The sequence below is a fragment of the Winogradskyella sp. SM1960 genome (assembly GCF_020179375.1).
Taxonomy (GTDB): domain Bacteria; phylum Bacteroidota; class Bacteroidia; order Flavobacteriales; family Flavobacteriaceae; genus Winogradskyella; species Winogradskyella marina.
In genome coordinates, this window is the sequence record NZ_JAICBG010000008.1 from 41,816 (window position 1) to 67,176 (window position 25,361).

The 25,361-nt window shown below is 33.5% G+C and carries 17 protein-coding genes; 7 read left to right on the top strand and 10 right to left on the bottom strand.

What is annotated here, in order from left to right; genetic code table 11:
* Positions 1-3: 3 nt before the first annotated feature.
* A complete protein-coding gene (locus tag K1X16_RS15830) occupies positions 4-2,406 on the bottom strand; it encodes an aminotransferase class I/II-fold pyridoxal phosphate-dependent enzyme (RefSeq protein WP_225037090.1) in 2,403 nt (800 codons plus the stop codon).
* Positions 2,407-2,605: 199 nt separating this feature from the next.
* Here K1X16_RS15830 and K1X16_RS15835 point away from each other — a divergent pair, with 199 nt between their 5' ends.
* From K1X16_RS15835 to K1X16_RS18105, 4 genes are all read left to right on the top strand, one after another.
* The gene (locus tag K1X16_RS15835) at positions 2,606-2,980 is read left to right on the top strand and encodes a hypothetical protein (protein WP_225037091.1); all 375 of its coding nucleotides are present in this window, start codon (positions 2,606-2,608) and stop codon (positions 2,978-2,980) included.
* A gap of 29 nt (positions 2,981-3,009) precedes the next feature.
* Positions 3,010-3,981 (top strand): helix-turn-helix transcriptional regulator, encoded by a 972-nt coding sequence (locus tag K1X16_RS15840; protein ID WP_225037092.1) that lies wholly within the window; start codon positions 3,010-3,012, stop codon positions 3,979-3,981.
* Positions 3,982-4,080: 99 nt separating this feature from the next.
* Positions 4,081-5,565 (top strand): MauE/DoxX family redox-associated membrane protein, encoded by a 1,485-nt coding sequence (locus K1X16_RS15845; protein ID WP_225037093.1) that lies wholly within the window; start codon positions 4,081-4,083, stop codon positions 5,563-5,565.
* Positions 5,566-5,651: 86 nt separating this feature from the next.
* A complete protein-coding gene (locus K1X16_RS18105) occupies positions 5,652-5,915 on the top strand; it encodes a DUF6520 family protein (protein ID WP_225037094.1) in 264 nt (87 codons plus the stop codon).
* Between the two features lie 55 nt (positions 5,916-5,970).
* On the opposite strand, the gene K1X16_RS15855 is transcribed toward K1X16_RS18105, so the two are convergent.
* The 5 genes from K1X16_RS15855 to K1X16_RS15875 form a co-directional block, all read right to left on the bottom strand.
* Positions 5,971-8,619, bottom strand: coding sequence for an alpha/beta hydrolase family protein (locus K1X16_RS15855; RefSeq protein ID WP_225037095.1), 2,649 nt, complete (start codon positions 8,617-8,619; stop codon positions 5,971-5,973).
* Positions 8,620-10,008: a RagB/SusD family nutrient uptake outer membrane protein gene (locus tag K1X16_RS15860; RefSeq protein WP_225037096.1), complete on the bottom strand. Its 1,389-nt coding sequence runs from the start codon at positions 10,006-10,008 to the stop codon at positions 8,620-8,622.
* 17 nt (positions 10,009-10,025) lie between these two features.
* On the bottom strand, positions 10,026-13,259 hold the full coding sequence (locus K1X16_RS15865; RefSeq protein WP_225037097.1) for a SusC/RagA family TonB-linked outer membrane protein: 3,234 nt from the start codon (positions 13,257-13,259) through the stop codon (positions 10,026-10,028).
* 149 nt (positions 13,260-13,408) lie between these two features.
* The gene (locus tag K1X16_RS15870) at positions 13,409-14,578 is read right to left on the bottom strand and encodes a FecR family protein (RefSeq protein ID WP_225037098.1); all 1,170 of its coding nucleotides are present in this window, start codon (positions 14,576-14,578) and stop codon (positions 13,409-13,411) included.
* Positions 14,579-14,638: 60 nt separating this feature from the next.
* Positions 14,639-15,172 (bottom strand): RNA polymerase sigma-70 factor, encoded by a 534-nt coding sequence (locus K1X16_RS15875; RefSeq protein WP_225037099.1) that lies wholly within the window; start codon positions 15,170-15,172, stop codon positions 14,639-14,641.
* Positions 15,173-15,294: 122 nt separating this feature from the next.
* Between K1X16_RS15875 and K1X16_RS15880 the strand changes: the two genes are divergently transcribed.
* Entirely contained in the window at positions 15,295-15,810 is a 516-nt protein-coding gene (locus tag K1X16_RS15880) for a helix-turn-helix transcriptional regulator (protein WP_225037100.1), read from the top strand.
* 565 nt (positions 15,811-16,375) lie between these two features.
* Here K1X16_RS15880 and K1X16_RS15885 read toward each other — a convergent pair.
* The 3 genes from K1X16_RS15885 to K1X16_RS15895 form a co-directional block, all read right to left on the bottom strand.
* Positions 16,376-18,421, bottom strand: a complete 2,046-nt coding sequence (locus K1X16_RS15885) for a UvrD-helicase domain-containing protein (RefSeq protein WP_225037101.1) — start codon at positions 18,419-18,421, stop codon at positions 16,376-16,378.
* Positions 18,405-20,183: an ATP-dependent nuclease gene (locus K1X16_RS15890; RefSeq protein ID WP_225037102.1), complete on the bottom strand. Its 1,779-nt coding sequence runs from the start codon at positions 20,181-20,183 to the stop codon at positions 18,405-18,407. The genes K1X16_RS15885 and K1X16_RS15890 overlap by 17 nt, the downstream gene beginning before the upstream one ends.
* 171 nt (positions 20,184-20,354) lie before the next feature.
* Complete coding sequence (locus K1X16_RS15895) at positions 20,355-21,074, bottom strand: SLATT domain-containing protein (protein ID WP_225037103.1); 720 nt, start codon at positions 21,072-21,074, stop codon at positions 20,355-20,357.
* A 1,071-nt stretch (positions 21,075-22,145) separates the two neighbouring features.
* On the opposite strand from K1X16_RS15895, the gene K1X16_RS15900 reads away from it, so the two are divergent.
* The gene (locus tag K1X16_RS15900) at positions 22,146-23,414 is read left to right on the top strand and encodes a chloride channel protein (RefSeq protein WP_225037104.1); all 1,269 of its coding nucleotides are present in this window, start codon (positions 22,146-22,148) and stop codon (positions 23,412-23,414) included.
* A gap of 169 nt (positions 23,415-23,583) precedes the next feature.
* Here K1X16_RS15900 and K1X16_RS15905 read toward each other — a convergent pair whose 3' ends face one another.
* The gene (locus K1X16_RS15905; RefSeq protein ID WP_225037105.1) at positions 23,584-24,192 is read right to left on the bottom strand and encodes a LexA family protein; all 609 of its coding nucleotides are present in this window, start codon (positions 24,190-24,192) and stop codon (positions 23,584-23,586) included.
* A gap of 112 nt (positions 24,193-24,304) precedes the next feature.
* Here K1X16_RS15905 and K1X16_RS15910 point away from each other — a divergent pair, with 112 nt between their 5' ends.
* Entirely contained in the window at positions 24,305-24,514 is a 210-nt protein-coding gene (locus tag K1X16_RS15910) for a hypothetical protein (RefSeq protein ID WP_225037106.1), read from the top strand.
* Positions 24,515-25,361: the final 847 nt, after the last annotated feature.

The window sequence follows — 25,361 nt, forward strand, 5'->3', positions numbered from 1 at the left end:
TTTTCAACGACATTCTAGTAATCCCAAAAGTTCCAAAGTGTAATTATCTGAAGCTTGTATATAAGCATATTTCTCTTCTACCACAGCACCAAGTTTCTTTTTCTCAAATGAAGCGGTTAGTCCCAAATCAATTGTTTTAAATTTTAATTGAATGGCCCTCTTTAAAGTTTGATATAATAATTGTCTGTAAGTCTGATAGATTTTAAGGTAATCATAGTCAATGCCAACTAAGGACGGAACATAGGTTTGATTGTTGTTTTTATAGCAAAACATAACTCCAATGATTTTGTTAGGTTGCTCAGGATGATGTATGAGTATAAATTCCCAATTGGGGTGATCAGACATGTTTTTGAACAATTTTATAGGGTATGGAAAGGTATTTAGTCCAAGGTTGTTTAAGCGGACATTATTATACAGTAAATGAACTTGGTTGAGTTGGGGATCATTAAGTGTTTGTAAAATTGAGATCTCTAAAGAGGTTTCATAAGTTAAAATGTCTTTCCTCAAATGTTTTCTGTTTTTTGAGGAAAGTCGGGCTACATAAGCTTCAATGGCTTCATTAGCTCTTAAATTAATGCGACATGAATTTGGCATTTGTATTCTAACAAAACCCTGACCAAGAAAATAACGATTTAAGCTATCGTTGATGCTAAAATCCCGAAGCGCAATCATTTTAGAATTAGAGCGCTGTTCCAATGTCTCTAAAGTTTGCATAAGTATATGTAGTGCCTCTTGCTTACGGGGATGATTACCGTTGATATAGAGGTGATTACCCTCAGTGAATAAACATCCTAAACTTAAAACGTTTGAGGTCATGTAATAAGGATCAGTTTTGCGCTTTTCCTCAATAATTTTAGAAGCGTTTAAATTTGCTAACATATCATCTTTCCATATCGATGATGACAAAACTGTAGCCAAAATAGGGTGTTCATGTTTGTCATAGATTATTACATACCAAAAATCCCAATTATTTTCTTTTAATGCGTTATTACTGAAGGTATGTTCAATAAATTTAAGTCCATCATAATCCTGAACTCCTGAAGTTCCAACCAATTTGTTCCAGGTGACTTTGTCAATATTCGAAATGCTAGTTTCAATTTGCGCTTTTAATTCTGAGCTAGATGAGGTATCTGTGGAGGTTTTTGGCTCTAATTTGAATGCTTCATAAACACGACGTAAATTCGTATGGGTTTCTTCGATAGCTTTAGGTAAATGGTATTCCATAGCGTCAACTAGGGCTTTTATTTCTTCCTGTTGATTGTGTCTAGAGATGGTTATTCTAACGCCAGTATTTTTTACAGGTACAGCTGGAAACATTCCTAAGTTCACATAGAAACCTTCGTTCATTAATCGATTGATAAAGTTATAACCAGTCTTTGGCATGCCAGTGCCGATAAAAAACACGGGAGATCTGTTCTTATCTACAAGCGGTAGATCCGTTTGTTTTACCAATTCATTAAAATAATCAATTCTGACCTTTAGATCCTCCTGAAGTTCGTTGATTTCTGGAGAGAGATGAATCTCAGCAGAAGCCGTGGCAGCAGCAACAGATGCTGGTTCTAATTGCGCAGAGAAGGTCAAAGGCCCTCCAAAGGTTTTTATCTCTTGATACAATTTTTTATTTGAGCAGACTAACACCGAACCGCTCGCGCCAAAGGTTTTACTTAAGGTTCCGAAAAGTAGCATGTTTTCTGATAGTTCATCTATTTCGCTCATGACGTAACCTGTCCCATTTTTTCCAATCCAACTCATGCCATGAACATCATCAAAATAAAGATGTAATTGCGGATATTTTAAGCTTAACGCTTTTAACTCTTTTACAGGAGCGAAGTCGCCGAACATGGAATAAATACCATCAGCCATATACCATATTTTTTTTTTGGTATTTGAGTACAATTTAATTTTATCTTCTAACATGTTCAAATCGTTGTGCCGAACCATATCTACAGGAACACTTCTTAATTTTAAAACTTTAGCTGCGCTCTGAACACTCCAATGGACTTGGTGATCGAGAATAATGGCATCTTGATCTCTGACAGCGCTAGGAATTACGCCAAGATGACCCAAGGTGCTATTTTTTGTGATGACAACGGGGTGATTGTACATTTCTGAAACCTTTTCCTCTAATTGTCTATACAGAGGGTTGGAGATGTACGATTTTGATAAAGGAAACTGAGTCCCGTATCGTTGTATTGCACTAATTGCGGCATCTTTCAATCTGGTGTCTTGTTCCAATCCCAAATAACCTGTTGTGCCAAAATGGAATAATTTTTTGTTTTTTACTCCTATAGTTCTTCCGTTAAAACTTTCGCCTTCGGCATATAGATGAAGTATGCCCTCATCTATCGCATCTGTAAATACATTATTTACTGTATCTAAAAAGTTGTTGTGCTTAATTTTTGCCATCTTCAATAATTTAGAATATTAAGTTAATATCTTTTGTTAGACAATGAGAAATCTTGATACTTCTAAATCCTTTAGAGTCAAATCTTAATCCTTTGTAGACAAAAGTTAATCCATATTGACTAATGGTTGTAATGAAAGATGCAAATCTTATGTTGATTATTTTGTAAATTTATATTCTTGAAAAGCCAGTTTTCAAATCATGACAGTAATTTCAGAAAATGACTATGCGTCGTATAAATTTTCCGATGGTATCTTAATTATAACTTATAATAAAGATGTTGTAATAGATTTGCCCGTAGCTGTATATGTGGTTAAAGAACGTCTTGAAATCCATGAGGGACGTGCTCTGCCAGTACTTTGTGATGTTCGGCAGATTAAGGAAGTTAACAAAGCAGCCAGGTCTTATTTATCAATCGAGGGATCTATTTTAGTCAAGGCGGTAGCATTTATAGTTGATTCTCCTGTTTCTGAAATGTTATCAGAATTCTACTTACGAACCAACACACCCACAATCCCTACAAAAGCTTTTAATAATTTTGATTTGGCCTTAAAGTTTTTAAACCCATATAAATGATTTTTAGAATAGAGCAACTTACAGAATAAATGGAGACTAATCTACATCATAGAATGCAAGTAATCAATACGATGTTGCTAGAAATGGCTTCTGGTAACTTCTTCTACCGTATTGAACGAAATTCTGAAAATGATGATATTGAAGCACTTATATTAACGCTCAATATGTTGGCCGAAGAGATACAAGATACTATAGTGCATCAAGGCTATGCAAATACTGATCAAACCAATCTTGATATTGTTCAGATGAGTTTTATACTTGATAAAAAAGGAATTGTTCAAATGGTTAATCAGTTAACTTGTAGTATTTTATCCTGTTTATATGATGATATTGTTGGTAATGATTTTGAAAACTTCATAACCGAGGAATCAACAATAATGTGGAGTGCGATATGGAAACAACTAATAAAGAAAGAAATCTTCGATACTTCAATCGGATTGCATTTTAAATCAAAAGGAAATCTTATCATACCTAAAATTGCATACATTTCGACCTTTCATGATTTTGCCACTAATGACAAGAGAATACTTATAACTGTCATACACCATTCTAACTTTCGAAATCAATTGGATGCAGATTTGAAGCAACGCGTTATAAAAGATGAAAAACTTACTTTAGTAAGGAAAGGAAAATCCACTAAACCAAAAATAAGATTGAGTTTTGAGGATATCCGTAAAATACGTGAAGGACATGACATCATTATAAATAATTTAGAAAGCGATTTTCCGTCTCTTAAGGATTTTGCTTTACAAATTGGTACAAATGAATTCAAACTGAAATACGGATTTAAAGAATTATATGGAACTACAGTTCATCGATTCTTGATGCAAGAGCGTTTGCGAAAGGCACAAATGATGATTCAGTATAGTGATGTCTCAATAAAATCAATTGCCTACAAGGTTGGTTTTAAAAGTATGCCGCATTTTTCACGCTCATTTAAAAAACGTTATGGCTATTCACCGAGTGCATTAAGAAATAATTCTATCTCAAGCGACAAATAGTATTTGAAAGTCTTTGAATGGATTAATCCTTTATAGTTAAGGGATTGCACTTTTAAAATAAAATTATCTTCCGAATTTTATCATATCAAATCAAATGATATGAAACTTAATAAGTCGATATATAACAATCTACCAATCATTGTTAGTTATCTATACATTTTATTATTTGTTTATGCAGCGGTAAGTAAAATAATTGACTTTCAGAATTTTCAAGTTCAGTTAGGTCGATCTCCTTTATTGGGTGCCTTTGCTGGATTCATTTCCTATACAGTGATTTCATTTGAATTGATAATAGCAATATTGTTGTCCTACTCAAGAACTAGAAATATTGGAATTCATCTTGCATTTATTTTAATGGTTCTATTTACACTTTATATTTTTATCGTTTTAAATTACAGTACGTTCATACCTTGTGCTTGTGGAGGAGTGCTTGAAAGCATGAGTTGGAAAACTCATCTCTGGTTTAATATCATCTTTGTTATTCTTGCATGGGTTTCTTTGAATGTCATATACAAGCACAATCGAAAAATTAATTTTAGAGTTCTCACAATAATTTTATCAAGTTCTATTTTTATGTTTGGCTTGTATTTGGCATCCGATAATATCATATATAAGCGCAATAATTTCGTACGAAGATTTCCTCCTTTTCCAACTAAACGAGTTGATGTTAAAGACTTAAAATTCAACTCTTATTATTTTGCTGGAAAAGATGATAAGAATGTGTATTTGGGCAACCATTCAGCACCTGCATTAATAGTTGTATTAGACACGACGCTTACTGTAACTAATAATTATAATATTAAAATTACCGACACATTATTTGATTTTCATAACATACAACTACGTGTATCACCACCTTATTTTTTTCTTTTTGATGGAACGGTCCCGTGTGTTTTTAGAGGAAATTTGAATGATAGCATTGCCTTATTGCAAACTACAGAAATTCCAGGATTTACAAAGGCAGAAGTTATTGACTCTTCAACACTTGCAATAAGGACATTAAGCGAGAAACGAGAGAATTTATTATCTACTATAGATATTCATACAGGGCAGGTCAAGAAGTCGGCACCAAATTTACTTCAAAAACAGATTGACGGTTTATTTGATACTGATGGAACTTTACATTATAGTTCTAAACAAGAAAAACTTGTTTACTTATACTATTATCGTAACGAATATACGGTTACGGATTATGAATTAAACTTATTAAAAAGAGGAAATACTATTGACACGACATCTCGTGCAAAAATTAAAATGGAATATGTGGAGAGCAGAAAGGAAAGAAAATTTTCAGCCCCTCCTTTTTTGGTTAACAGGATCAGTGCTATACATAACAACCTGTTGTTTGTAAATTCCATGCTGCCTGGTCGTTACGACGAAATTAAAATGTGGAAGAATGCAAACGTTATTGATGTATACGACATTCTTACAAAAACTTACGTAATGAGTTTTTATATATATAAAATAGACGGTGATAAAATAGACGATTTAATCGTAACTAATAGTCATTTGTTTGTATTGATAGGTTCTAACCTTGTTTCGTACAAATTGAGCGAGTCACTTCAAAGTAAATATAAAAACTGATTTAAAATATACTGGCTAGTATCAGGAGTAAGACTGAAAACCTGTAAAAAAGAGTAGGTCAAATAAATTAATTTAAATTTAATATTATGAAAACTTCAGTATTTAAAATGGTTGTACCAGTATTAGCATTTTTATTCGCTTCTGCGGGTGCTATGGGTTCTGTCAATGGAAACGCAAACACGACAACCGCCGAGATTCAAGGATGGAAGAGAGTTTCCCCGTTTAATTGTCAGGCCGTAAAAAAGTGTAATAACATTGGGTCAATTCTTTGTGTTGATGGATTCGATCAAATGTATGCAAAGCCATCTCCTACATCGGATTGTTCGGAATTGCTCACGCACCGACCTTAATCCTTTTTTAGGATAAATCAATGCAGGCTATAATTATTTTAGCCTGCATTCCTTATTACATGCCTTTATTGACCCAGTTAACTTCAGTTTTATCTTTGAGAAAATATGCCAGCCATTCTTGAATTTTAAAATAAAGATCTTTTTGGTTTTCTTTAAAAATGAGGGAATGGGATTCTTCAGGATAAACCAGCATTACTGCTTTTTTATTTAATCTTCGTAATGCCAAATACATGGCATAACTTTGATTAGGATTGATTTGTGTGTCGTTTTCCCCTGTCCAAATTAGAACTGGAGTATGTATCTGTTCGACCCAAGTCAAAGGAGAATTATCATTATACTTATCTCTATCTGCAAATAGTGAATTTCCCATGCGCCATTGCTGATTTTCAAATCGCCAATGTTCTGGCACACTTGAATTTTTACTTATAGATAAATAAAAGCTAGTCAAATCAAAAACGGAAGCACTTGAAATTGCTGTTTTGAATAAATCGGTTTGGGTAATTATAAAATTAGTCTCATAACCTCCGAAAGACTGTCCCATTAAGGCAATTTTTTCCTTAAGAATAAGTCCTGTGTTTATGACTTTATTTGCAGCCGCCACTACACAATCTGTGGCCGAAATACCGGGGTTTCCAACTTCGTAAACAATATCAGGAAGCAATACAAAATAACCTTGAGCATTCAGGGTGGTAACATTTAATCCAGCTGGATTATAAAGTGTTGGATTAATATAATAATTCTTAAGGTAGTTTTGATCTTCATATATGGATACGACCAAAGGATACTTCTTGTTTGGATTATAATCCGCAGGGTAATATAAAATGCCTTTCAGTGGAACACCCTTTGAGTTTTTATAATGAATTATTTCCTGTTTACCCCATAAATACTCATAATGATGTTTGTTACTTTGGTAAAATGAATTTAATGAATCGCCTTGAACATTATAGTATATTAAACCCGGAGGACTATCGTACCTTCTATATTGAAAAACATAATTGTTGCCTTTGGACGACCTAACAATATTTCCATAGAAATAATCATCAAAAATAATTTTTTTAAGTTGCCCGTTTGGCTGTAACATAAAGTAGCCAGTTTGATTTTCCCCATTGGCAGATAATAGAATATCACCTTTAGTGTCAATCACTTGATCAACTACATCATAAAATTCGGCGTATTTTTCCTGATTTAATCGTGGAATTCTATATACCACTTTCTTCTCTCTACCTTTTGTCAATCTAACAGGTTTAATGCCATCAAATGTTATCTTCCATATATCATATTTGTCATATAACAATAAGTATCTATCGTTTAAACCCCATCCTGCGACACCGTAGGTTATTTTCCAAGGATCATCATTGTTTATTGTTTGTATAAGAGCTTCACTCGCAACTATGAATTTGACCTTCTTCTTAAAGTCATAGATCCACCAATCCTTATCCTTTATATAGGCAAAATAGCGGCCGTCAGGAGATAAGGTGGACCACCTTGATGTGGTGATCTGATTTTCAAGTAACATCTCACTTTCATTTGTCTTAAGATTTTTTAAAAAATAATTGACGTTAGGATTCATTTTATATTGAGCTCCCAAGTCCTGAGTGTTATAGGTAAGAGCAAAATCCCTAGTGGGATTTATTAAACAATAGGGTGATTCTTTATCGGTAATCGACGTAAGTTTATTGGATTCAGGAATCCAGGTCATAACTTTAGTGTTGGATTCAAAATTCTCAACTATTTTTTTTTGGGGATAAATTTCAGCGTCGTTAGTATTCCAGATTTGTACACTATCAGCCTTTGTATTAGGGTCGGTTTTTTTCATAATCAAAAAAAAAACTCTTTTATTGTCAGGAGAAATAAATAAATTGTTGTTTACATCGCTCAATGAATAATCATTAACCACATTTTCAAATTTTGATGGCATAAAATAACTCAATTTGTTATTTTTAAGTTCATAGTGATTGATACCTACCGAAATTTCATCCAAGGTAACATTGAAGAAAGCGATCGAATTATCAGAATTACTCCAAACAGGTTTCGAAAATTTCAAGTCATCACTTTCAGTAATGAGTATTTTACCAATTTTAACTCCTAGATTCATTAAAAGCACCTTGCTTGAACCATTTTTAGAAATGATGTTGACCATCGCATCTTTTAAATTATTCATCTTATAATATTGTAAACCTTCAATGCGTTCCAATTCACGACCCTCCAAATTTCTTATTACCAAATGCTGAATTCCATTTTTTAATTCTCGAGTAATCAAATACTTTCCGTTTTTGGCAATTGAGAAGTCCTTTACATTTTCAATTATATTTTCAGAACCGCTATCCAAATCGATTACATGAAGGAGATTACTACGGTCCAAAAAAGCAAATTTGTCCTCATTCCAGAATTTTCCATCAGTAGTATTTAAAAGTCGGAAGGTCTTTTTACCATGAACCTGCTTTACCAAAAGTGTATCAGGACTTTCATCGTATTGCATTAGAAAGCTGACCCAATTTCCTTCTTCTGATACTTTGTGTTTGTGCATTGTACCCCAACGATTATAATCAGAAACAGTTACTGGCTTTTTTTTTTGAGTTTGGCTCCAGAGATTTATGTTTGCAATTAAAAGAAGTAATATGGTTAACGTGCCTGTACAATCCACAAATGATTTGTTTTTCGGACTCACGAGTTTAATGATATTGTTATAAGTTATAGCTTTCATTTAATAACCTGGGTTTTGTGGGGTTAAGTTTGGATTTGCAACAAGTTCTGTCAATGGAAGTGGCCATAAGTTGTCATTTGTATTCCACCCAGACTTTGAACTTAAGGTATCGTCAAGTCTACCTGAACGTTTCAAATCAAAAAAGCGATGACCGAACTCTGTGAATAGCTCGAGGTTACGCTCTTGAAGAATTGTTTCAATTAATTCATTTTGAGAATTCACATCCGTATTGGGTAGTCCTGCTCGATTTCTTACTTGATTTAAATCTTCTTTAGAACCTGTAATATTGCCAAGCATTGCCCTTGCTTCAGACCGAATTAAATACTGTTCTGCAAGTCTCATCACAATGGAATTTTCTGAAGATGAACCTGTAGAATAGTCAAGTTTGTATTTGAAGGAATGATACCAAGTTTCATTACCATCGCTTACTTCTGCAACCCAGTGTGTTTCTCTTAAGTCATTATCCTCAAATTGAGAAATCAGGTTTTCATTTAATGAAACTTGACTCGGAGGACCTTCATAGAAAATAAAAGTAATGGCTTCATATGTATTTGCCCCACTCGCACCAGGAGAAAGCTGCCAAATAGTGGACATGCTATTCGCTAGAAATACATCATCAATATTTTCTTCTAAAGCATAATTTTCTGTATTATTTATGACCGATGTAGTCATAGTCTCGGCTTCTTCAAAATCACCATGATATAGATAAACTCTTGCCAAAAATGCTTGAGCTGTGCTTTTATTGGGTCTAGTTCTTTCGGAATTGGAATATTGCGTGTTCAGTAATCCTATGGACACTTCCAAATCAGATATGATTGCTTGATAAACAGTTTCAATAGGCATTCGGATAACATTACTGTTTTCGACGTAATCGGTTGTTGCAACATATGGGATGTCTCCATAGGTATTGACAAGGTGAAAATGTAAGAAGGCTCTAATAAAAAGAGCTTCACCCTGTAATTGACTTTTGACGTTTTCGGTCAAGGTGTTGGAATCATCAATACCTTCTAAAATTGCATTTGCTGCATAAATCTGGCTATAACTAGCGTTCCAGATATTTGAAACGTAATTACTAGAAGGGAGCAATGAATTGTTGTAAAAGCTTTCCGTTGTGTAAATTCCATTTTCAAAGGATACAAGTTCGTCCGCATATGTTCCTAAAAGACTTGATAAACCGTCAATTCTACCTGTTATAATGCCGTTTTCTCTCATTTGCGCATAGATATCAATTATAGCTGCTGTTGCTGTTGTTTCATCCTCAAAAACAGTATCTGTCGTGAGTTGTGAATTGGGTCTGTCTACGTCAATGAAATCGTCGCAATTAGATACGAGCATTATGCATAATAATGCTAGCAAGTTTTTGAAATATGTAATGATTTGATTTTTCATTTGTTTTATTTTAAAGATTAAAAAGCAAGCTGTATGCCTACTGAAAAAATGCGTAATGGAGGTAGAGTACCACCTTGCGTGAATTCAGGGTCTGCTCCTTTGAAGGATGTAATGGTAAAAAGGTTTTGTGCTTGTAGCGATAGTCTACATTCCATATGTTTTAGTAGTTCCCTTGGGAAATTATAGGACAATGAGATGTTTTTGAATCTTATATAGGAAGCATCACTAACTGCTCCTGTACTCAAAGCAAAAAAATCACTTGCTTGTCTAGCGTCTTGACTATTAGAGAACATTTGGTAAGGCTTTACGTCTCCAGGTTGACGCCAACTATCAATATAAGCAGTCGGTTGGTTGCTTAATAAACCGGCAAAGCGTTGTGTATTGGCTAAATTGAAATTTTCCTGCTTTACAAATTGAAATAGAAAATCCAGTTGAAAATTCTTATAATTGAATTGGTTAAGAACTCCTCCGTAAAACTCTGGATTGAAATCTCTAAAAGCCTCACGGTCATTTTCAAAGGTGATTTCGCCATCTCCATTCACATCTTCAAATTCATAAAGCCCTGTTTCTGGATTGACTCCTATGAAATTAAACAGCTTTTGTATGGTTGTAGGTTGTCCCACAATGAATTGACTACGATAGCTCGACTCTTCCAATCCGGGAAAGGATAATAGTTTATTTGTGGCCTTTGTAAAATTGATATTGGCAACCCAAGAAAAATGCTCTTTTTGAATTGGTGCCAATCTCAATGTGGCTTCAAACCCTGTGTTTTCAACAGAGGCATCAAGATTCGCTTGTATTGACGAAAACCCAGTTGTTGCAGGTAATGGAAACCCAACCAATTGATTTGAAGAGCGATTTTTATACCATGACGTTGTTAGCAACATACGGTCATTTAAAAATCCAAGTTCTAAAGATGCTTCAAGCTTTTTATTGGTTTCCCAACCAAAATTGGCATTATAAAGTTGAGATGGCATTAAACCACTACTGCCTGCATACTGGAAACCTGATGAGGTATACGTATTTAAAAATTGATAGTCTCCAATTTGGTCACTCCCTGTAACTCCATAACTAGCTCTTAATTTTCCAAATGATAGCCACTCCATATTTTCAGCTATAGCAGTTTCTTTAGAAAATAGCCAAGCGGCTCCTACAGCTCCAAAAGTGGCATATTGTTTTCCGGGTCCAAATCTGCTTGAGCCATCTCGTCTTCCCGTAATGTTCAGGAAGTATTTATCTGCATAACTGTAGTTGGCTCTGCCAAAGAACGCTTGATATTTATAAACTAATTCATCATTGTTTCTAACCAATGTTTCTGATGCGGAAGCTAAATCATATAGCAGACTATTGTTGGAGAATCCACTGGCAAGAATTACAAATTTATCGCTAATCTGATTTTGGAAAGTTGCTCCTGCTAATAGCGTAAAACGCGATTTGCCAAAGTCTTTCTGCCAGTTAACTTTTGGCTCAATAATCCATGACTTTCTTTTAAAGGTATTCATGTAAATTGAAGAGTATTGGCTGCCCAAATTGTAAGCAGGATTATAAATGGTTGAAGGAATTGACCGGCTCTCATCATTATGCAGTTCCGTAAAGCCAAAGCTGGAATTAAAAGAGAGATCTTCATTTAACTGATAATTTATTGTGGTATTCACTATTAAATCCGTGGTAGTAGCTAAACTTTTGCTTTCCAAATTTGAAAGTGGATTTGTCCATGTGTTATCTTCCCAATTCAGATTGCCCTCATCATCAAATAGGGCTGGAGCATTAGGAGCGAGTTGCCTTGAAAGTGTTACAAAATCAATCCAGGGTAGATCATTGTCCTGTAGAGTATAGCTTCCAGATAAATTTATATTAAATTTTCTATCCGTTGATGTATGATTGAAGTTGAGTCGTGCACCACCTTTTTTATACAAGAAATCTCCAGGAAATACACTACTTTCAGTTCGATAATAACTACTCAAGATATATTTGGTTTGCGCGTTGCCTCCAGTGACAGAAGCCTGTAATGCGCTAATATGGGAAGTGTCACCTGTTAAGACTTTCTGCCAATCAGTATATCTGTTTTGGTCCCAAGTCCCATTTATGTCATAGGCATTAAACGGATAGTCAGTGATGCCATCGTTGGCAAAAGCTTCACGTCGCATATCTAGATACTGTTCCGTATTCATTAAGTCCATCATTTTTGTAACCGTTCCGATTGAATGGGTTGAATTGATGGTTAATGTTGTTTTTCCAATTTTCCCGCCTTTTGTGGTAATAAGTACGACACCATTTGCCCCTCTCGAACCATAAATGGCGGTTGCATCTGCATCTTTCAATATTTCGATACTTTCAACATCGGCTGGATTTAGGCTTGCTAATGGGTTTCCATCTCCTGGAATGGAGCTAGATGTTTGGGCATCGCTTATGGGGTCGGAAGAATAGGGGACACCATCAATAATGTAAAGTGGGTTGTTTGCATTTTCTCGAAGACTGTTCAACCCTCGAATGTTGATTCTAAATCCACCACCTGCAATACCGCTTTCTTGAACAATATTTACACCAGGCATACGTCCCTGCATAGTCGCAATGACATTGGGCACGGGTTGGTCTTCAATGTCCTTTGAGGTAATTCTTGAAATGCTTCCGGTTTGCTCTTTTGACTTTACCGAATAATAGCCTGCATTAATAACCACTTCTTGTAGATTTTCGGCATCTGGTTGAAGGATAATAGGGATGATGGTTTGCCCATTAATTTGTTGTTCTATGGACTTGTAACCCAAGTACGAAACTATTAATACATCATCAGAGTTTGCCGAAATTTCATAATTCCCATCAAAATCTGATGTGGTGCCTCTCATAGTACCTTTGATTATGATTGTGGCTCCTGCTAAGGGTACACCATTAATATCCTTAATTGTTCCTTTGACTTGAATAGGTTCTTTTTGCAAATCTTCAGAATACGTGCGACTGATAGTTATGAGGTTCTCTGTGTTGCTATTAATTTTGAAATTCCTAGCTGGAAGGCATTGTGATAATAACGTCATAACCTTAATCACTCCGCTTTTGAGTGGGATGTTTGGGACATCGTTAAATATGTCAGACTGGTAAATAAAGGTACACTCTGTTTGTTGTCCTATTAGTTCCAACACCTCATAAATAGTCATAGTCTTATCTGAGGCGATGGTCACTTTCGCGTTTTGCGAAAAAGTAGCGCTTGGTGCAAGACTAAAAGCAGTAGTGCAGAATAGGAGGAATAAAGTTTTCATGATGAACATCGACATGCCTTTCCATCGAAAGAAATGCAGGCTTGTAAATTTAATTTGCATAAATTTGTGCGTTAATTGGTTTAAAACCGGTTAGTGTATAAAGGGGATTTAGCTGAGTACTGTCCAGGTAGTAGCTTTATTCCCTTTTCTTATTTAATTGTAATCGTATTGTTTTTTATTTCATAGGCATTTATAAATTGTGTGTTTTTAATTCCGTTTAGTAGAGTATTAATATTATGTTTTCTATTTAGAAGACCACTGAAACGGACGTCTTTAAGGTCATCAGACGCAAAGGATATATCCACATCATACCATCTAGAAAGCACCTTCATAATGTCCTGTAAAGAGGTATCTTTAAAATTAAAGTAGCCCTTTACCCAAGCCACAGTATAATCCACATTCACTATAGACTTTGTTAACTGGCCTGTTCTCAAGTCTATTTGAGTTTGCTCTGTGGGGATTAATTCTTCTAAGGTATCGTCTATAAGTATATTTATATGGCCCTCAACCAAGGTGGTATACATATAAGGCTCATCTTGGTAGGCCTTTATATTAAATACGGTACCGAGAACGTCCACTTCTTGTTGTTTGGTGAGCACTTTAAAATGATTCCCCTGATGCTCGGTACTAGGGGACACGTCAAAGTAAGCCTCGCCATAGACTAACTCAACAATGCGAGGCTCTCCTTCAACAAAATTTACAGGATATTTTAGTTGACTATCTGCATTTAACCACACTAAAGTGCCATCTGATAGGGCAATTTGATACTGCCCACCTCTAGGTACTGTGAGGTAATTAAAAGCCAGTTTAGAAGGGGTAGTGGCTTTGCTGTACGTTAAGCGCTCGCCATTACTTTTAACCATAGCATTTTCATAGGGGTTATCCTGTTCAAGAGCTATATCTACACCATCGTCAAGGGTTAAAATGGCTTTATCCGTTCCTGCTGTAATTGGTAGCGGTTCTACCTCCAAAAGCGTGGTGTTAGTACGATTATGAAGTACCATATAGGTTAACGAGACTACAGGAATAACCACAGCAGCCACTTTCATAAAAGTAGACATAGAACGACGCTTTCTAGGTTTTAATTTGCCATCACCAGAGATACTTTGCTCTACGTTTTTCCAATCCGCCTCCTTATCAATTTGGTTAAGGAGTTCTAAATTTTCTTTAATGGCTTCGTTAGACAGATGTTGTTTAATATGCGTCTTGGCGTCATCTGAAAACAAATCAGACGCTTCCAAATCTCGGAAGCCTTTATTTTCAAGTAGGGCTTTAGATAGCTTCTTGCTGAGTTTAAATAGGTCTCTAAAAATTGTCATGTTAAACCGTGGGTTATAACACCAAAACGACAAAAGTTAAAAAGAGGGTGTAAAAAAGAATTAAAAAATATTCAGAAGGCTGCCAAGTGCATGCCTTAGTTTCTTATAGGCAATACGCTTTTGAGATTTAACGGTGTTTTTGCTTATAGAGAGTTCTTCAGCGATTTCTTTATTAGTATAGGCATTTAGCGTTAACCTAATAACGGCTTCACTTTTATTGGGGAGTTGCTTTATGGCAGTCTCTAGCTGGGCATAGGTATCAATAAGTGTTAATTGGGTATAAAAAAACGTGTCGCTTACCATATGGTCAAAGTCAATATCTGGAGATTGAACCATACTCCTGTGATATTTACTTTTTAGGTAGTCTAAACAGCGGTTTTTAACGGATGTATACAATAAAGATTTTATCGCATAAAAATTAGGATATGGGGTGTCTCGTTCCCATATCTTAATAAATACCTCTTGTACAACATCCTTAGACGTATCCATATCATTGAGATATTTGTTGGCAAATAAGCACAACGAAGGGTAGAGGGTCTCAAAAAGTGACTTAAACCCGTCCAAACTTTTGAGGTGTACTTTGTCTTTGGACATGTTCCATTGGTTTTTAGAGGAAACTTTTTAATGATTTCCAGATAAACTTTAAGCATCACACGGTTTTACTTAAAACTTCCCAATGTTTTTCAAATTTCAAATTATGCTAAAAAAAATAGGGCGTGAAACTCAACTTATCCAATAGAGGTACTGGTATACCGTGCAGAGATAAGAGAGCTCACGCCCGGGACGTGAGCCTATCTACTTATCATCTCATCTGCAAAAATTACCAGTTTTCTATTGAGAGACTCAAAGCGATGGCTTCAAATATTTTTAAATACGAAGAATCGCAAATTTATGTAATTGATAACAAATATAACAAATTTATTTTTTGTCATCCAAATGGATTACAACATTTATTAATTAAATGTCAAAATTGCAGTATGTCCAAATTGAAGTCAGAAGATATAGAATTTAATAAAAGAGTAGCATTAAGAGTGAAAGAATTAAGATTGAACGTGAATAAAAGTCAATCTAAATTTGCTGAAGCTCATTTTGTGGATAGACAAATAATTAGCCGTTGGGAAAACACTAAAGATAGCAGAGGTATTTCCATACATACTATAAACCGATTCTGTAAAATGATTAATATATCATTAAAAGATTTTTTTGATAGTGAATTGTTTTCTGATTGTTAAAATACTATTTAATTATAGTATTAATGATATCAATTATAACGTCTTAATTTGAAGATTCGTTATCGTATAAGTTAAGAAGATTTAATTTCTCTTTTTCCATTGTTTAGTAAAGTCGTCTTCTTCGGCGCCTAATGGAAACAAAACATAGTACCACAAACAATTTAGATAAAAGCGAAGGATTCTAATCCATCTCGGGAGTTTTGATTTTGCCATAGTTAAAAGTATAGGAAAAATTTCTTTCTTTTAATCTTGAGTGCTGTAAAATGCCAAGTGTTTTTTTTAGTAAAAGATAAGCGTAAAATGTTTTCTGGCTTCAGCTCTTTTTGCTCTATTAGATATTTAACTTTAGCGATAATCGTTAGGACCAATAGCAGAAAATGTGATTTTTATGTCTTCACATTGAACCAAGGACAAGACGTCTTGCCTTTTCGTTTCTAGGTGATTAAGGCGATACTTTAGTCGCTCAAAATGGAATAGGGTATCTGTGTGGGGTTTTGGAAGTAGGCAAGAAGCCAGCAATAAATTATATACAGGGTTAGCTGCTGGTGTTTCTATTGATTTCAGATTAATCTCGATTATTTGTTACTTCCATAATTTTCCAAACATCTCTATCTATTTCACTCAGAAAACTATCGAACCTGTCTCTATGTACAGCTACGCAAAGTAAGTCTGTTGGACGAGAAAAACCAACATATGCCATTTTCGTAGATTCTTTAACTCTTTTACCAACAGTTGATAGTATTTGAGATCCTAAAAACTGATTTTGTAATCTTTGTGATTCATAAGATTTCGCATTAAGCCCTCTGCCATCTTGATGAAAATAAGACTCCAGGTATAAAGTTGCACAATGTGTCTGTCCTTTTACTGCGTGAACACTTGTAATTTCAATTTCAAGTCCATTTTCTCTGTAATGGTTTGTTGGCGTTGAAATTTCTGCATTTTCAGTAATAATTTCGACATTGTCAGCGTTAATGAAATTTGAACTTAAAGAAATTGCTTTGTCAAACATTGTAAGAAAAGTTGGAACGTATTCTTTTATTTCATTCCAAACTTCGATTGTTTTTTCTTGAATTATTCCAATTGACCAGTTATAAAGGTTCAAATTTAGTTCGTCATATTTTTTAACGTCTTTTTCTTTAATGAAATCAATCAATTTTTTCTTTGTGAAAGGTCTATCGTCTTTTGTATTGACGTTTTCTAAACGCAATATTTTTAGAAAGGCATTTAATATGTTTTTCCTAATAGGTTCTAATGTTTGTTTTTTTTCGAAATAAAGCAAATAACTTTTTAAGTTGTTGTAATCTAGTTTAGGTTTACCTATATCTTTCTTAAAAGTTTTGTGATAATCTTCTAAACGATGTTTATTCACATCATTCCGACTTTTTTCATCTTCTTTCCATTCTGTATTCCAACAAACAACTTTTATAGGTTTCTCTGAATTCACCAAGTCATTCTCTCTTACGATTTGCGCAAAACAAGGAATGACATTTTCAATGTTAGTATTTTCAAAAACCAAAATATGCGGTTTAATCGTGCATTTATTTCTTCCAACAATATCAAAATTTTCGTCACTATATAAGGCGAATTTTTTCACAACATCAGCAATTGGTTTGCTTAGTCTTTGGCTTCCATTTAATCGTAAAACAACTGATCTGTCTTGCCAAACATCTGTAGCTTTTACTGAATTATAGATTGCTTGGTTTTTGTCGCCAATTCGTTGAATTTTTGAAATGCTATTTCCATTATCATAAAATATTTTTTCCAACAAACTGCATTGATGCGTTTCCATATCTTGCATTTCATCAACAAACACGAAAGAGAATCGTTTCTGTAATATGGATTTTATATTAGGGAATTTTATTAAATATCTTTCAGCTAGAAAATAAGCATCATCATAGTGTAAAATACCTGATTTTAAAATTGATTGCTTAAACTCAAAAAACCATTTATACACTTCTTTTTTTTCTGTGTGTGTGTAATCTCTATAATTTGCAGTTTTTGTGTTACCTCTTGGTTTATTGATTTCTAAAACTTCTCCGTTTAGCTTTTTTATTAACTGAACTTTATTTGAAGACTCAAATCTGTAATTGTAAAACAAGCCTTCATTATTATTTTTAATATATGCAACTTTGTCTGTGCAAGTTTTATTTAAATTCAGTTTATACAACCAAGGCTTTTCTATGAAGTTTTTTATCTTTTCATTATAAATTTCGTGGTCAATTCTGTTCGGCTTTTTCTTAAACATTTGAACGTAATAGGGAATAGCCATAAACTCATTAACAAAACTTTGTATTGTTCCAATATAATTTGGATAGGAAAATAATTTAGGACAATGTTTTTGAATTTTTTCTTTGATCTCGTTAATAGCTGTGTTAGTATGTGACAAAACCAATATGCCCGAACCGTCAGAAAATGGAAGTTTACGTTCTAAAATAATCAATTTAGCTAATAAAACGGTAGTTTTTCCACTTCCAGGAACTGCTTGTAAATCTATGGTGCGAAAATCACGAATAAATGCTATTCGTTCATCGTCAAACTCTTTGCCTATAGGTAAAAGTATTTTTTCTGCATAACGAATATCATCGTCTGTTATATCAATTACCTGCGGCATACTTAATAGCTTTTATTAGATAATTAACAGTATCAGCTTCATCTTCTGAAATTATTATTGAACGAACTTCTTTGCCCAAATCTTCATCGATGGCGTGCGCCATTTCATAAGCAATCTTTGTTTTATTAAATTTTTTTCTTTTGTCTATTAAACGTTCAGCAAGTATTTTTTCAAAATTGATCCAATTTGTTTGTGTATGAACAATATCTTTAACTACTCTTTGAAAAAGCTTTGTTAGGCTAGTTGATTTAAACAATGAATATTCCAAGGTCCAATTTGGTGCAATGAAGTATTTTACATTTTGGTCTGCTTTACCGTTTATTTTTGCAATTTTATTCGTTGTTTCTTGCAGAACTGTTGCTGCATCAAGTTTAACAAAATCATCTCCGTTTTTTTTATAGTCTCTAATATCGGAATCCGTAATTACAGCAACGGGAATTGTCATATTTGGTTCTTCTTGCCGCAAGTAAATTTTTGAGTAATGGTCAAAACCTGTATGTCCAATATTTACAATAGAAACACCTTTCTCTGTTAAATTAATTCCAATTGCTTTTGCTATACTTGGAATTAGAATTTCTTCTGCCCAGCCTTCAACTAATATTACCCCTTTTGCGAAAAATAAATTCGCTTTTGTAGTGTCCAAAAACTTTTCTAAGAACTTGTAATTATCTTTACCCAACTTAGTATATGTTGAACCCATTGGAAAAGCATTTTCGTTGTTGCAAATAATTAAGTTTTCAAGGTCGAGTTTGGAAGCCAAATTTGGACTGTGAGTCGTTAGTATAAATTGAATATCTTTTTCTTTTTGAAACGCTTCAATCACTTGCATTTGTGCTTGTGGGTGCAAATGTGCCTCTAATTCTTCAACCAATCCCAAACGCAAGCCAGTCCAGTTTGATTTGGTTAAGTGAAGTAATTCCGTAGCCATAAATAAACGATTCAAAGTTCCTAAGCCCGGATTAGGTTCGCCTTTCAGAGTTAAAGTAAGTTTTTCAAGAATACTTTTAATATCGGTTGATGTTGATTGAAATTCACTTTCGTTGTTTTCGCTGTAAAAGCTTTTAATATAGCTATCAATTTTGTCTTTTATCTGCTTTCCTTCTGTTGCTTTGGGTTGACCTGTATTATCAACGCCTTTGAAATAATTTTCTAATTCCTCTTTTAAGCCCGAAAAGATTTTTACTAAATCATTATCTTTCTCTTTTCCTTTAAATGCTTCATCGCCTAAAAGAATTTGCGACAAGCGTGAATTGCGTTTGGCAACTAATTCGTTTTCTGCGTCACGCAAAGGCTTTAAATAGGTTGCTCTAAAATAATATTTCGTTTCTGATGATAGTAAATAACCTTCTTCATCAACACCTGCTTTTACATCTGTTGGTATAATTTTATCTGCTTGTCTTTTAACATCGTAATTAAGTTTTAAAAATGGTTTTGCATCTGCTCCAGTGCCTGTCCAACCCAACCATTCAGTAAAGTTTTTTGCTTCTTCTGGTTTTAAATCTTCAAATTTTAATTCAATGCGAAATCGATTTGCTTCTTTATAGAAATCTTTATCATCAACTCTAATGTAGTCGTAGCTATGTGTTTTTAAAACCAATTTTACAGCATCAATAATTGCAGTTTTACCCGAGTCATTCTCTCCAATTATTACATTTAGGCCTTGGGTTAGGTTTAAATCTAAATGAGGATTTGTTTGGTAGTCTGGTTCATCACTAGAACCAAATTTTCTAAAATTCCAAAGTTTTATATTTGACAGATACATTTCTCTATTATTGTTTTATTTCGAAGTCAGTTCTTTGCACTTGCAGCCAACGGTCTCGCATAACCATTGGTTACGGGCTAATATGCGATAATTTTCGGTTTAGAACTGGCGTTAGTAATTCCGAGTGGATTAGAAAGTAGTCTAAACCGCCGTAATTGCGGTTATACATTGTTACCCACAGGATTTTTTCCATACTTGATATCCAGTATATGTCAAAATTGGTCCATAAATCATTAAATGATATTTAAATTTAACCAAGAAATATTTTTTTACTCTAATCCAATTTATTTCAAACCAATTAAGTTCAAAATATTTTGGTTTTGTACCTCTGAAGTCGGCTAAATCGATTGGTAGATGATTTTCGTATTTCTTTAAAATTTCATCGTAGCGTTCTGATATCCTTTTTATTTTGTCTTCTCGGTTATAAACATTTTCAAATGTTTTTACCATTCTCAATTCATTATATAATTCAGCAATCTCTAGGCTACATTGATGAAATTTTTCTGACTTAATTGAATGTTTTTTTGCGTTTTCAAATTGACTATAAAGAAGAATCAAAATTGATAATGCAGTAGATATAAATCCTAATTGGTCATTTGTAAATTTTACAATGAAGGAAATATCGTAAATGTTTACTAAATTAAAAATAATTAAATATGCTGATAAATATCCGATTGTTTGAGAAGATAGATTGTCAGCTATATTAGTTCTTTCACTTGCTTTAAATCTTGCTCCTTTTGTTATCCATAATTTGTAGTTTAATTCAACTCCAAAATCTTTTTTCAAGTATGGAGCAATTTTATCTCTATATTTTTTAATTCTTTTAGCTCGTTTTACCTTTCTACGATAAGATTTAAATTGAGACCAATATTTTTCAACTTTTTTGTTCATTCCAATTCGTTCATATTTAGAGCTGGTATAGTGGGTAACGTGTTGTATAATAATCTTAATTACTGAGTTTCTTTAAATCAAAGGGTTCAGAGTAAGTTTGTTATATCTAATTAAATCACGAACCACGAAGTTAATTCTATTTTTGTAAAAATCTATACGTAAAGTTACGTACAGCTGCGCTTCATAAAAAGCCAAGTTAACACCATCTATTCTAAATAACTTACGGTAAACCGTAATAGCCAATTCATAATAACCAAAACCCTATACAGATCAAACCCGCTTTGATTATGCAAGGTGGTATTAATAGCTTCAATGCTATAGTCTTGGTCTGCTATAAACGGCATGAGGTGTTTAATTACAGTACGTCCCGTTTTATTTTATGGTCTTTAAGCTTGTGGTCGGTTCATCTAGAAAAATTACTGGTAGGGTGGTAGACTTGTATTAATATTATTTATAGAAAATTTACTTACTGCAAATCCTATTGTCAAGTCAACCATTAATTAAGTGTTTCTATTCAAACATTAGTCTGTATTTAGGTCCAAAAAGCAGAAATACAAAGTACAGGTTATAGCGTGGTTATGTAGTGCTTATAGCGTTGTTATGGTATGGTTATGTCGTATTTTATCCCAGTAAAATACGGTTTAAGTGTGTTTGTAAAAGGTTGTAGTCATATTGTAATTAAAGACATAAACAAGGACGTGTATATATGAGGGTTGAAATATATTTCTAAATGATTAGAGGGCTTAATAAGATCATAATATGACTTTTTCAAAATAAATTATTCTCTTTTTCCATTATTTAGTGAGGTCTGACTCTTCGGTGACTAGTTAAAACTAAATATAGTATCGCAAACAATTTAGGTAATTGTGAAGGACTTTAATCCATTTAGGGAGTTTGGGTTTAGCCGTAGTTAAAGTTAGAAAATAAATGTTACTTCTGATTTAGAGTGTGGTTTTTATAGAAGTTTGATTATTATAAAATTGTGTTAGATTTGTAGTTGGCATTATAGATTGGATATAAACAATTGTTTATAGCACATTGTTGTATGCCATATAAAACAGAAATGAAACAGTGAAATTAAAACGAAGAAGAAAACTAGTAACATACTTAAATATTTTAGACCAACCTGTCCGATTTAATCCTTTCGTTTTCAATAGGACTTTTTTGTTATGGGCTTTACTTGGATTGATAGGTGGAGTAATTGCAGGAGCTTATTGGATTGGACTTGAGTTTCTAACTCATCAATTAGCTTTTTTTAGTGGTTGGGAAGTAATACCTGTAATGGCGATTTGCGGACTTTTAGCAGGTTTGATAATTCATTTCATTGGAGACCCAGGCGAAATACATTTGATTGTAAACAATATCCGATTTAATAAAGGAAAACTTGACCCTAAAAACAATCCTTCAATGGTTCTCTCTTCATTGCTATGCGTTGCGTCAGGTGGAAGTCTCGGACCCGAAGCGCCATTGGTTCAAGTAACAGGCTCAACAGGAACTTGGATAGGAAAATTGTTTCGACTAAAAGGAGAAGAATTAAGGTCATTAAGTATCGCAGGAATGGCTTCAGGATTTACAGCTTTATTTGGTGCGCCTTTGGGTGGTAGCCTCTTTTCATTAGAAATTCTTCATCACAAACACGCAGTTGAGTATTACAAAGCAATTATTCCTGCATTTGTTGCAAGTTGTTTTAGTTATTTAGTGTTCGCTTTAATCATTCATTTGGGACTTGGCCCTATTTGGGATTTATCTGCATATGAATATTCAGGGATTTTTGATTTTGGCTATGCAGTTCTCTTTGCAATAATCGGAGCAGCCTTTGGTTGGGCTTTTATTATTTGCACCAAATTTTTCAAATCAATTTTCGAGAAAAGACCCATACCAATTTACATCAAAACGTTAATTGGTGGCATTCTACTTGGCATCATAGCATTTTACTTTCCATTAACCCGATACTTCGGACATCACGAGATTAACGAACTATTATCGGGGAATTTTTCACTGACTTTATTGCTTGCTATTTTGATTTTTAAAATTATCGCTATCTCAATAACCGTAACATCAGGTTGGAGAGGTGGATTTATAATTCCGCTGTTTTTCGTAGGAGCAACTTTAGGGTTGATAATTCATCAACTTTTCCCGACAATAAATTTGACATTAGCGATAGTTAGCTGTATGGCTGCTATTAACGCTTGCGTAACTCGAACACCAATGAGTACAACAATTTTACTTGCTACTTTGACAGGGTTTGGTCATTTTATTCCAATCTTATTTGCAAGTTTAACAGGCTATTTTTTAGCTCCGAGAATACCTTTTATTGGTTCACAAATGGAAAAAGAATGAAAAAATACGGCATACAACATTGTATAAGCGTAATGCGGGCTAAAGTGCTAAATTTAAACGAATTGAATATTAATAAACATAAGGTTAAACCGAAAGTGAAGTGCTTCTAATCCCGCACTACGCTTATACTTGACCGTTATGTGCAATTTCGGAAAACCAATTACGAAGATCAGTCGCTGTAGGCAAGAATGTTTTTGACTACACCAGAAATACAAAAATTATCATCAGAATTGACACCAATTGGGTGATACTTTTCTTGATTAAAAGAAACAAGACTTACAGAGTTTCTATGATAAACATATTTTTTAATTAAAACTTCATCATTAAAACTACAAACTACGATATCGCCATGCTCAGCAATGTTCTGTTTTTTCGCAATAACTATATCGCCTTCAAAAATTCTTGGTTTCATTGAATCACCTTCTGCTTCAACAATAAAAGCATCCTTAGCTGGAAATCTTAATAAACTAGACGCAATTGGTATATGACTCAATGGATTTCCATCAAGAATATTCCCGCGAGGACCACATTTTGCCTTACCAAAATTTCCTATATAAACAATATTATCTTCTGGAGATTCTAGAATAAAGTAATCTTTAGAATTATTTGGATTCCGTTTCAAGTAACCTTTTTTCTCTAATTGATCAAGATGATAATAAAGGACACCTGGAGAATCTATATCTGATTTCACACTCAAATCCTTTATTGATAGGGGATTAGATGAATTAGTTTTTAACAACTCAAAAATCCGTTTTTGTTTATGATGTAAGGGTTTCATAGCACTAATATAGTAAATTGTTGAAAACTATTGATAGAGGATTTTATATATTCTACAAATATTCTACATTTTTTATTAATTTTAACTATTATAAACATTAAAATAATAAATTATGAGTATTAAAAATGATGCCCCAGGAATGAAAGGGCAAAGAGGAAGAAACCAAGATGGACAATTACGTCAAAAAAGAGGTGATACACATGTTGGAACTATTGAAAAAAATTATAACATTGACTTAGGAGTTAGAAGCGACATGCACGTTTCAACTTATCTGAAGAAGAACAATATTACTTCTTTGAATGATTTAATCAATGATAAATAAATTTTCAATCCCCAAAGGGTTATTATAAACGGAACTTAATATATTTGAGTTCCGATTTTTGATTAAAACAGCACATAACAAAGTACTATGGCAAAAAACAAGTAAAAACTCATTAATTTTTCACTAAAGTACTTTTATAATTGCCATTAAATAGTAATCACTATTCAATAATACTAAAATATTGTCTTAATAATTAAAAGGATGCAACAACGCATTCCAATCCAACAATCTATCCTAACAATTAGGTGTTTTTCACAAACATTAGTCTGTATTTAGCTCCAAGAAGCAGACATATAAAGTATAGGTTATAGCGTGGTTATGTAGTGCTTATAGCGTTGTTGTAGCACGGTTATATTGTGTTTTATCCCAGTAAAGATAAGGTTTAAGTGTGTTTGTGAATGGTTATAGTAGTTTTGTAATTAAAAACATAAACAAGGACCTGCATATATGATGGCTTGAATAAGGTATAGCTTCTTAAATTTAAAGTAGAGTGGTGGAGTGCCTTTTATTGGAGATTTATATAAAGTTAAAGTGACTAATTATCTAAGTAATTAGCTTAAGGTATTAGCTTAGTGATGGCCTATCCGTTTAAAATAAAACAAAATTACTAGGATTTAATTTTCTCAATTATTCAATTTGGTATGTGTTTTAAATACGAGTGGTAATGAACGCCAAAAACTCTAAATAAGATATCTCGGATAGAATGAGAGTTTTAAATAGACTCTAAATTGTAATCGAAATTATATTTGTAGTATTTGCCACCATATTTTATTAAAATAGTGTTAAAAATCAATTTGTGTGCGTAAAGTGTGCGTAATCGAGAAATCTTATAAAAATAATTTCACTT

What these genes read in the sequence shown, in the direction of transcription:
- K1X16_RS15865 (WP_225037097.1), bottom strand. Translation starts at nt 13,259, where the DNA reads ATGAAAACTTTATTCCTCCTATTCTGCACTACTGCTTTTAGTCTTGCA.
- K1X16_RS15840 (WP_225037092.1), top strand. Translation starts at nt 3,010, where the DNA reads ATGGAGACTAATCTACATCATAGAATGCAAGTAATCAATACGATGTTG.
- K1X16_RS18105 (WP_225037094.1), top strand. Translation starts at nt 5,652, where the DNA reads ATGAAAACTTCAGTATTTAAAATGGTTGTACCAGTATTAGCATTTTTA.
- K1X16_RS15905 (WP_225037105.1), bottom strand. Translation starts at nt 24,192, where the DNA reads ATGAAACCCTTACATCATAAACAAAAACGGATTTTTGAGTTGTTAAAA.
- K1X16_RS15910 (WP_225037106.1), top strand. Translation starts at nt 24,305, where the DNA reads ATGAGTATTAAAAATGATGCCCCAGGAATGAAAGGGCAAAGAGGAAGA.
- K1X16_RS15845 (WP_225037093.1), top strand. Translation starts at nt 4,081, where the DNA reads ATGAAACTTAATAAGTCGATATATAACAATCTACCAATCATTGTTAGT.
- K1X16_RS15855 (WP_225037095.1), bottom strand. Translation starts at nt 8,619, where the DNA reads ATGAAAGCTATAACTTATAACAATATCATTAAACTCGTGAGTCCGAAA.
- K1X16_RS15835 (WP_225037091.1), top strand. Translation starts at nt 2,606, where the DNA reads ATGACAGTAATTTCAGAAAATGACTATGCGTCGTATAAATTTTCCGAT.
- K1X16_RS15870 (WP_225037098.1), bottom strand. Translation starts at nt 14,578, where the DNA reads ATGACAATTTTTAGAGACCTATTTAAACTCAGCAAGAAGCTATCTAAA.
- K1X16_RS15895 (WP_225037103.1), bottom strand. Translation starts at nt 21,074, where the DNA reads ATGAACAAAAAAGTTGAAAAATATTGGTCTCAATTTAAATCTTATCGT.
- K1X16_RS15885 (WP_225037101.1), bottom strand. Translation starts at nt 18,421, where the DNA reads ATGCCGCAGGTAATTGATATAACAGACGATGATATTCGTTATGCAGAA.
- K1X16_RS15860 (WP_225037096.1), bottom strand. Translation starts at nt 10,008, where the DNA reads ATGAAAAATCAAATCATTACATATTTCAAAAACTTGCTAGCATTATTA.
- K1X16_RS15830 (WP_225037090.1), bottom strand. Translation starts at nt 2,406, where the DNA reads ATGGCAAAAATTAAGCACAACAACTTTTTAGATACAGTAAATAATGTA.
- K1X16_RS15890 (WP_225037102.1), bottom strand. Translation starts at nt 20,183, where the DNA reads ATGTATCTGTCAAATATAAAACTTTGGAATTTTAGAAAATTTGGTTCT.
- K1X16_RS15875 (WP_225037099.1), bottom strand. Translation starts at nt 15,172, where the DNA reads ATGTCCAAAGACAAAGTACACCTCAAAAGTTTGGACGGGTTTAAGTCA.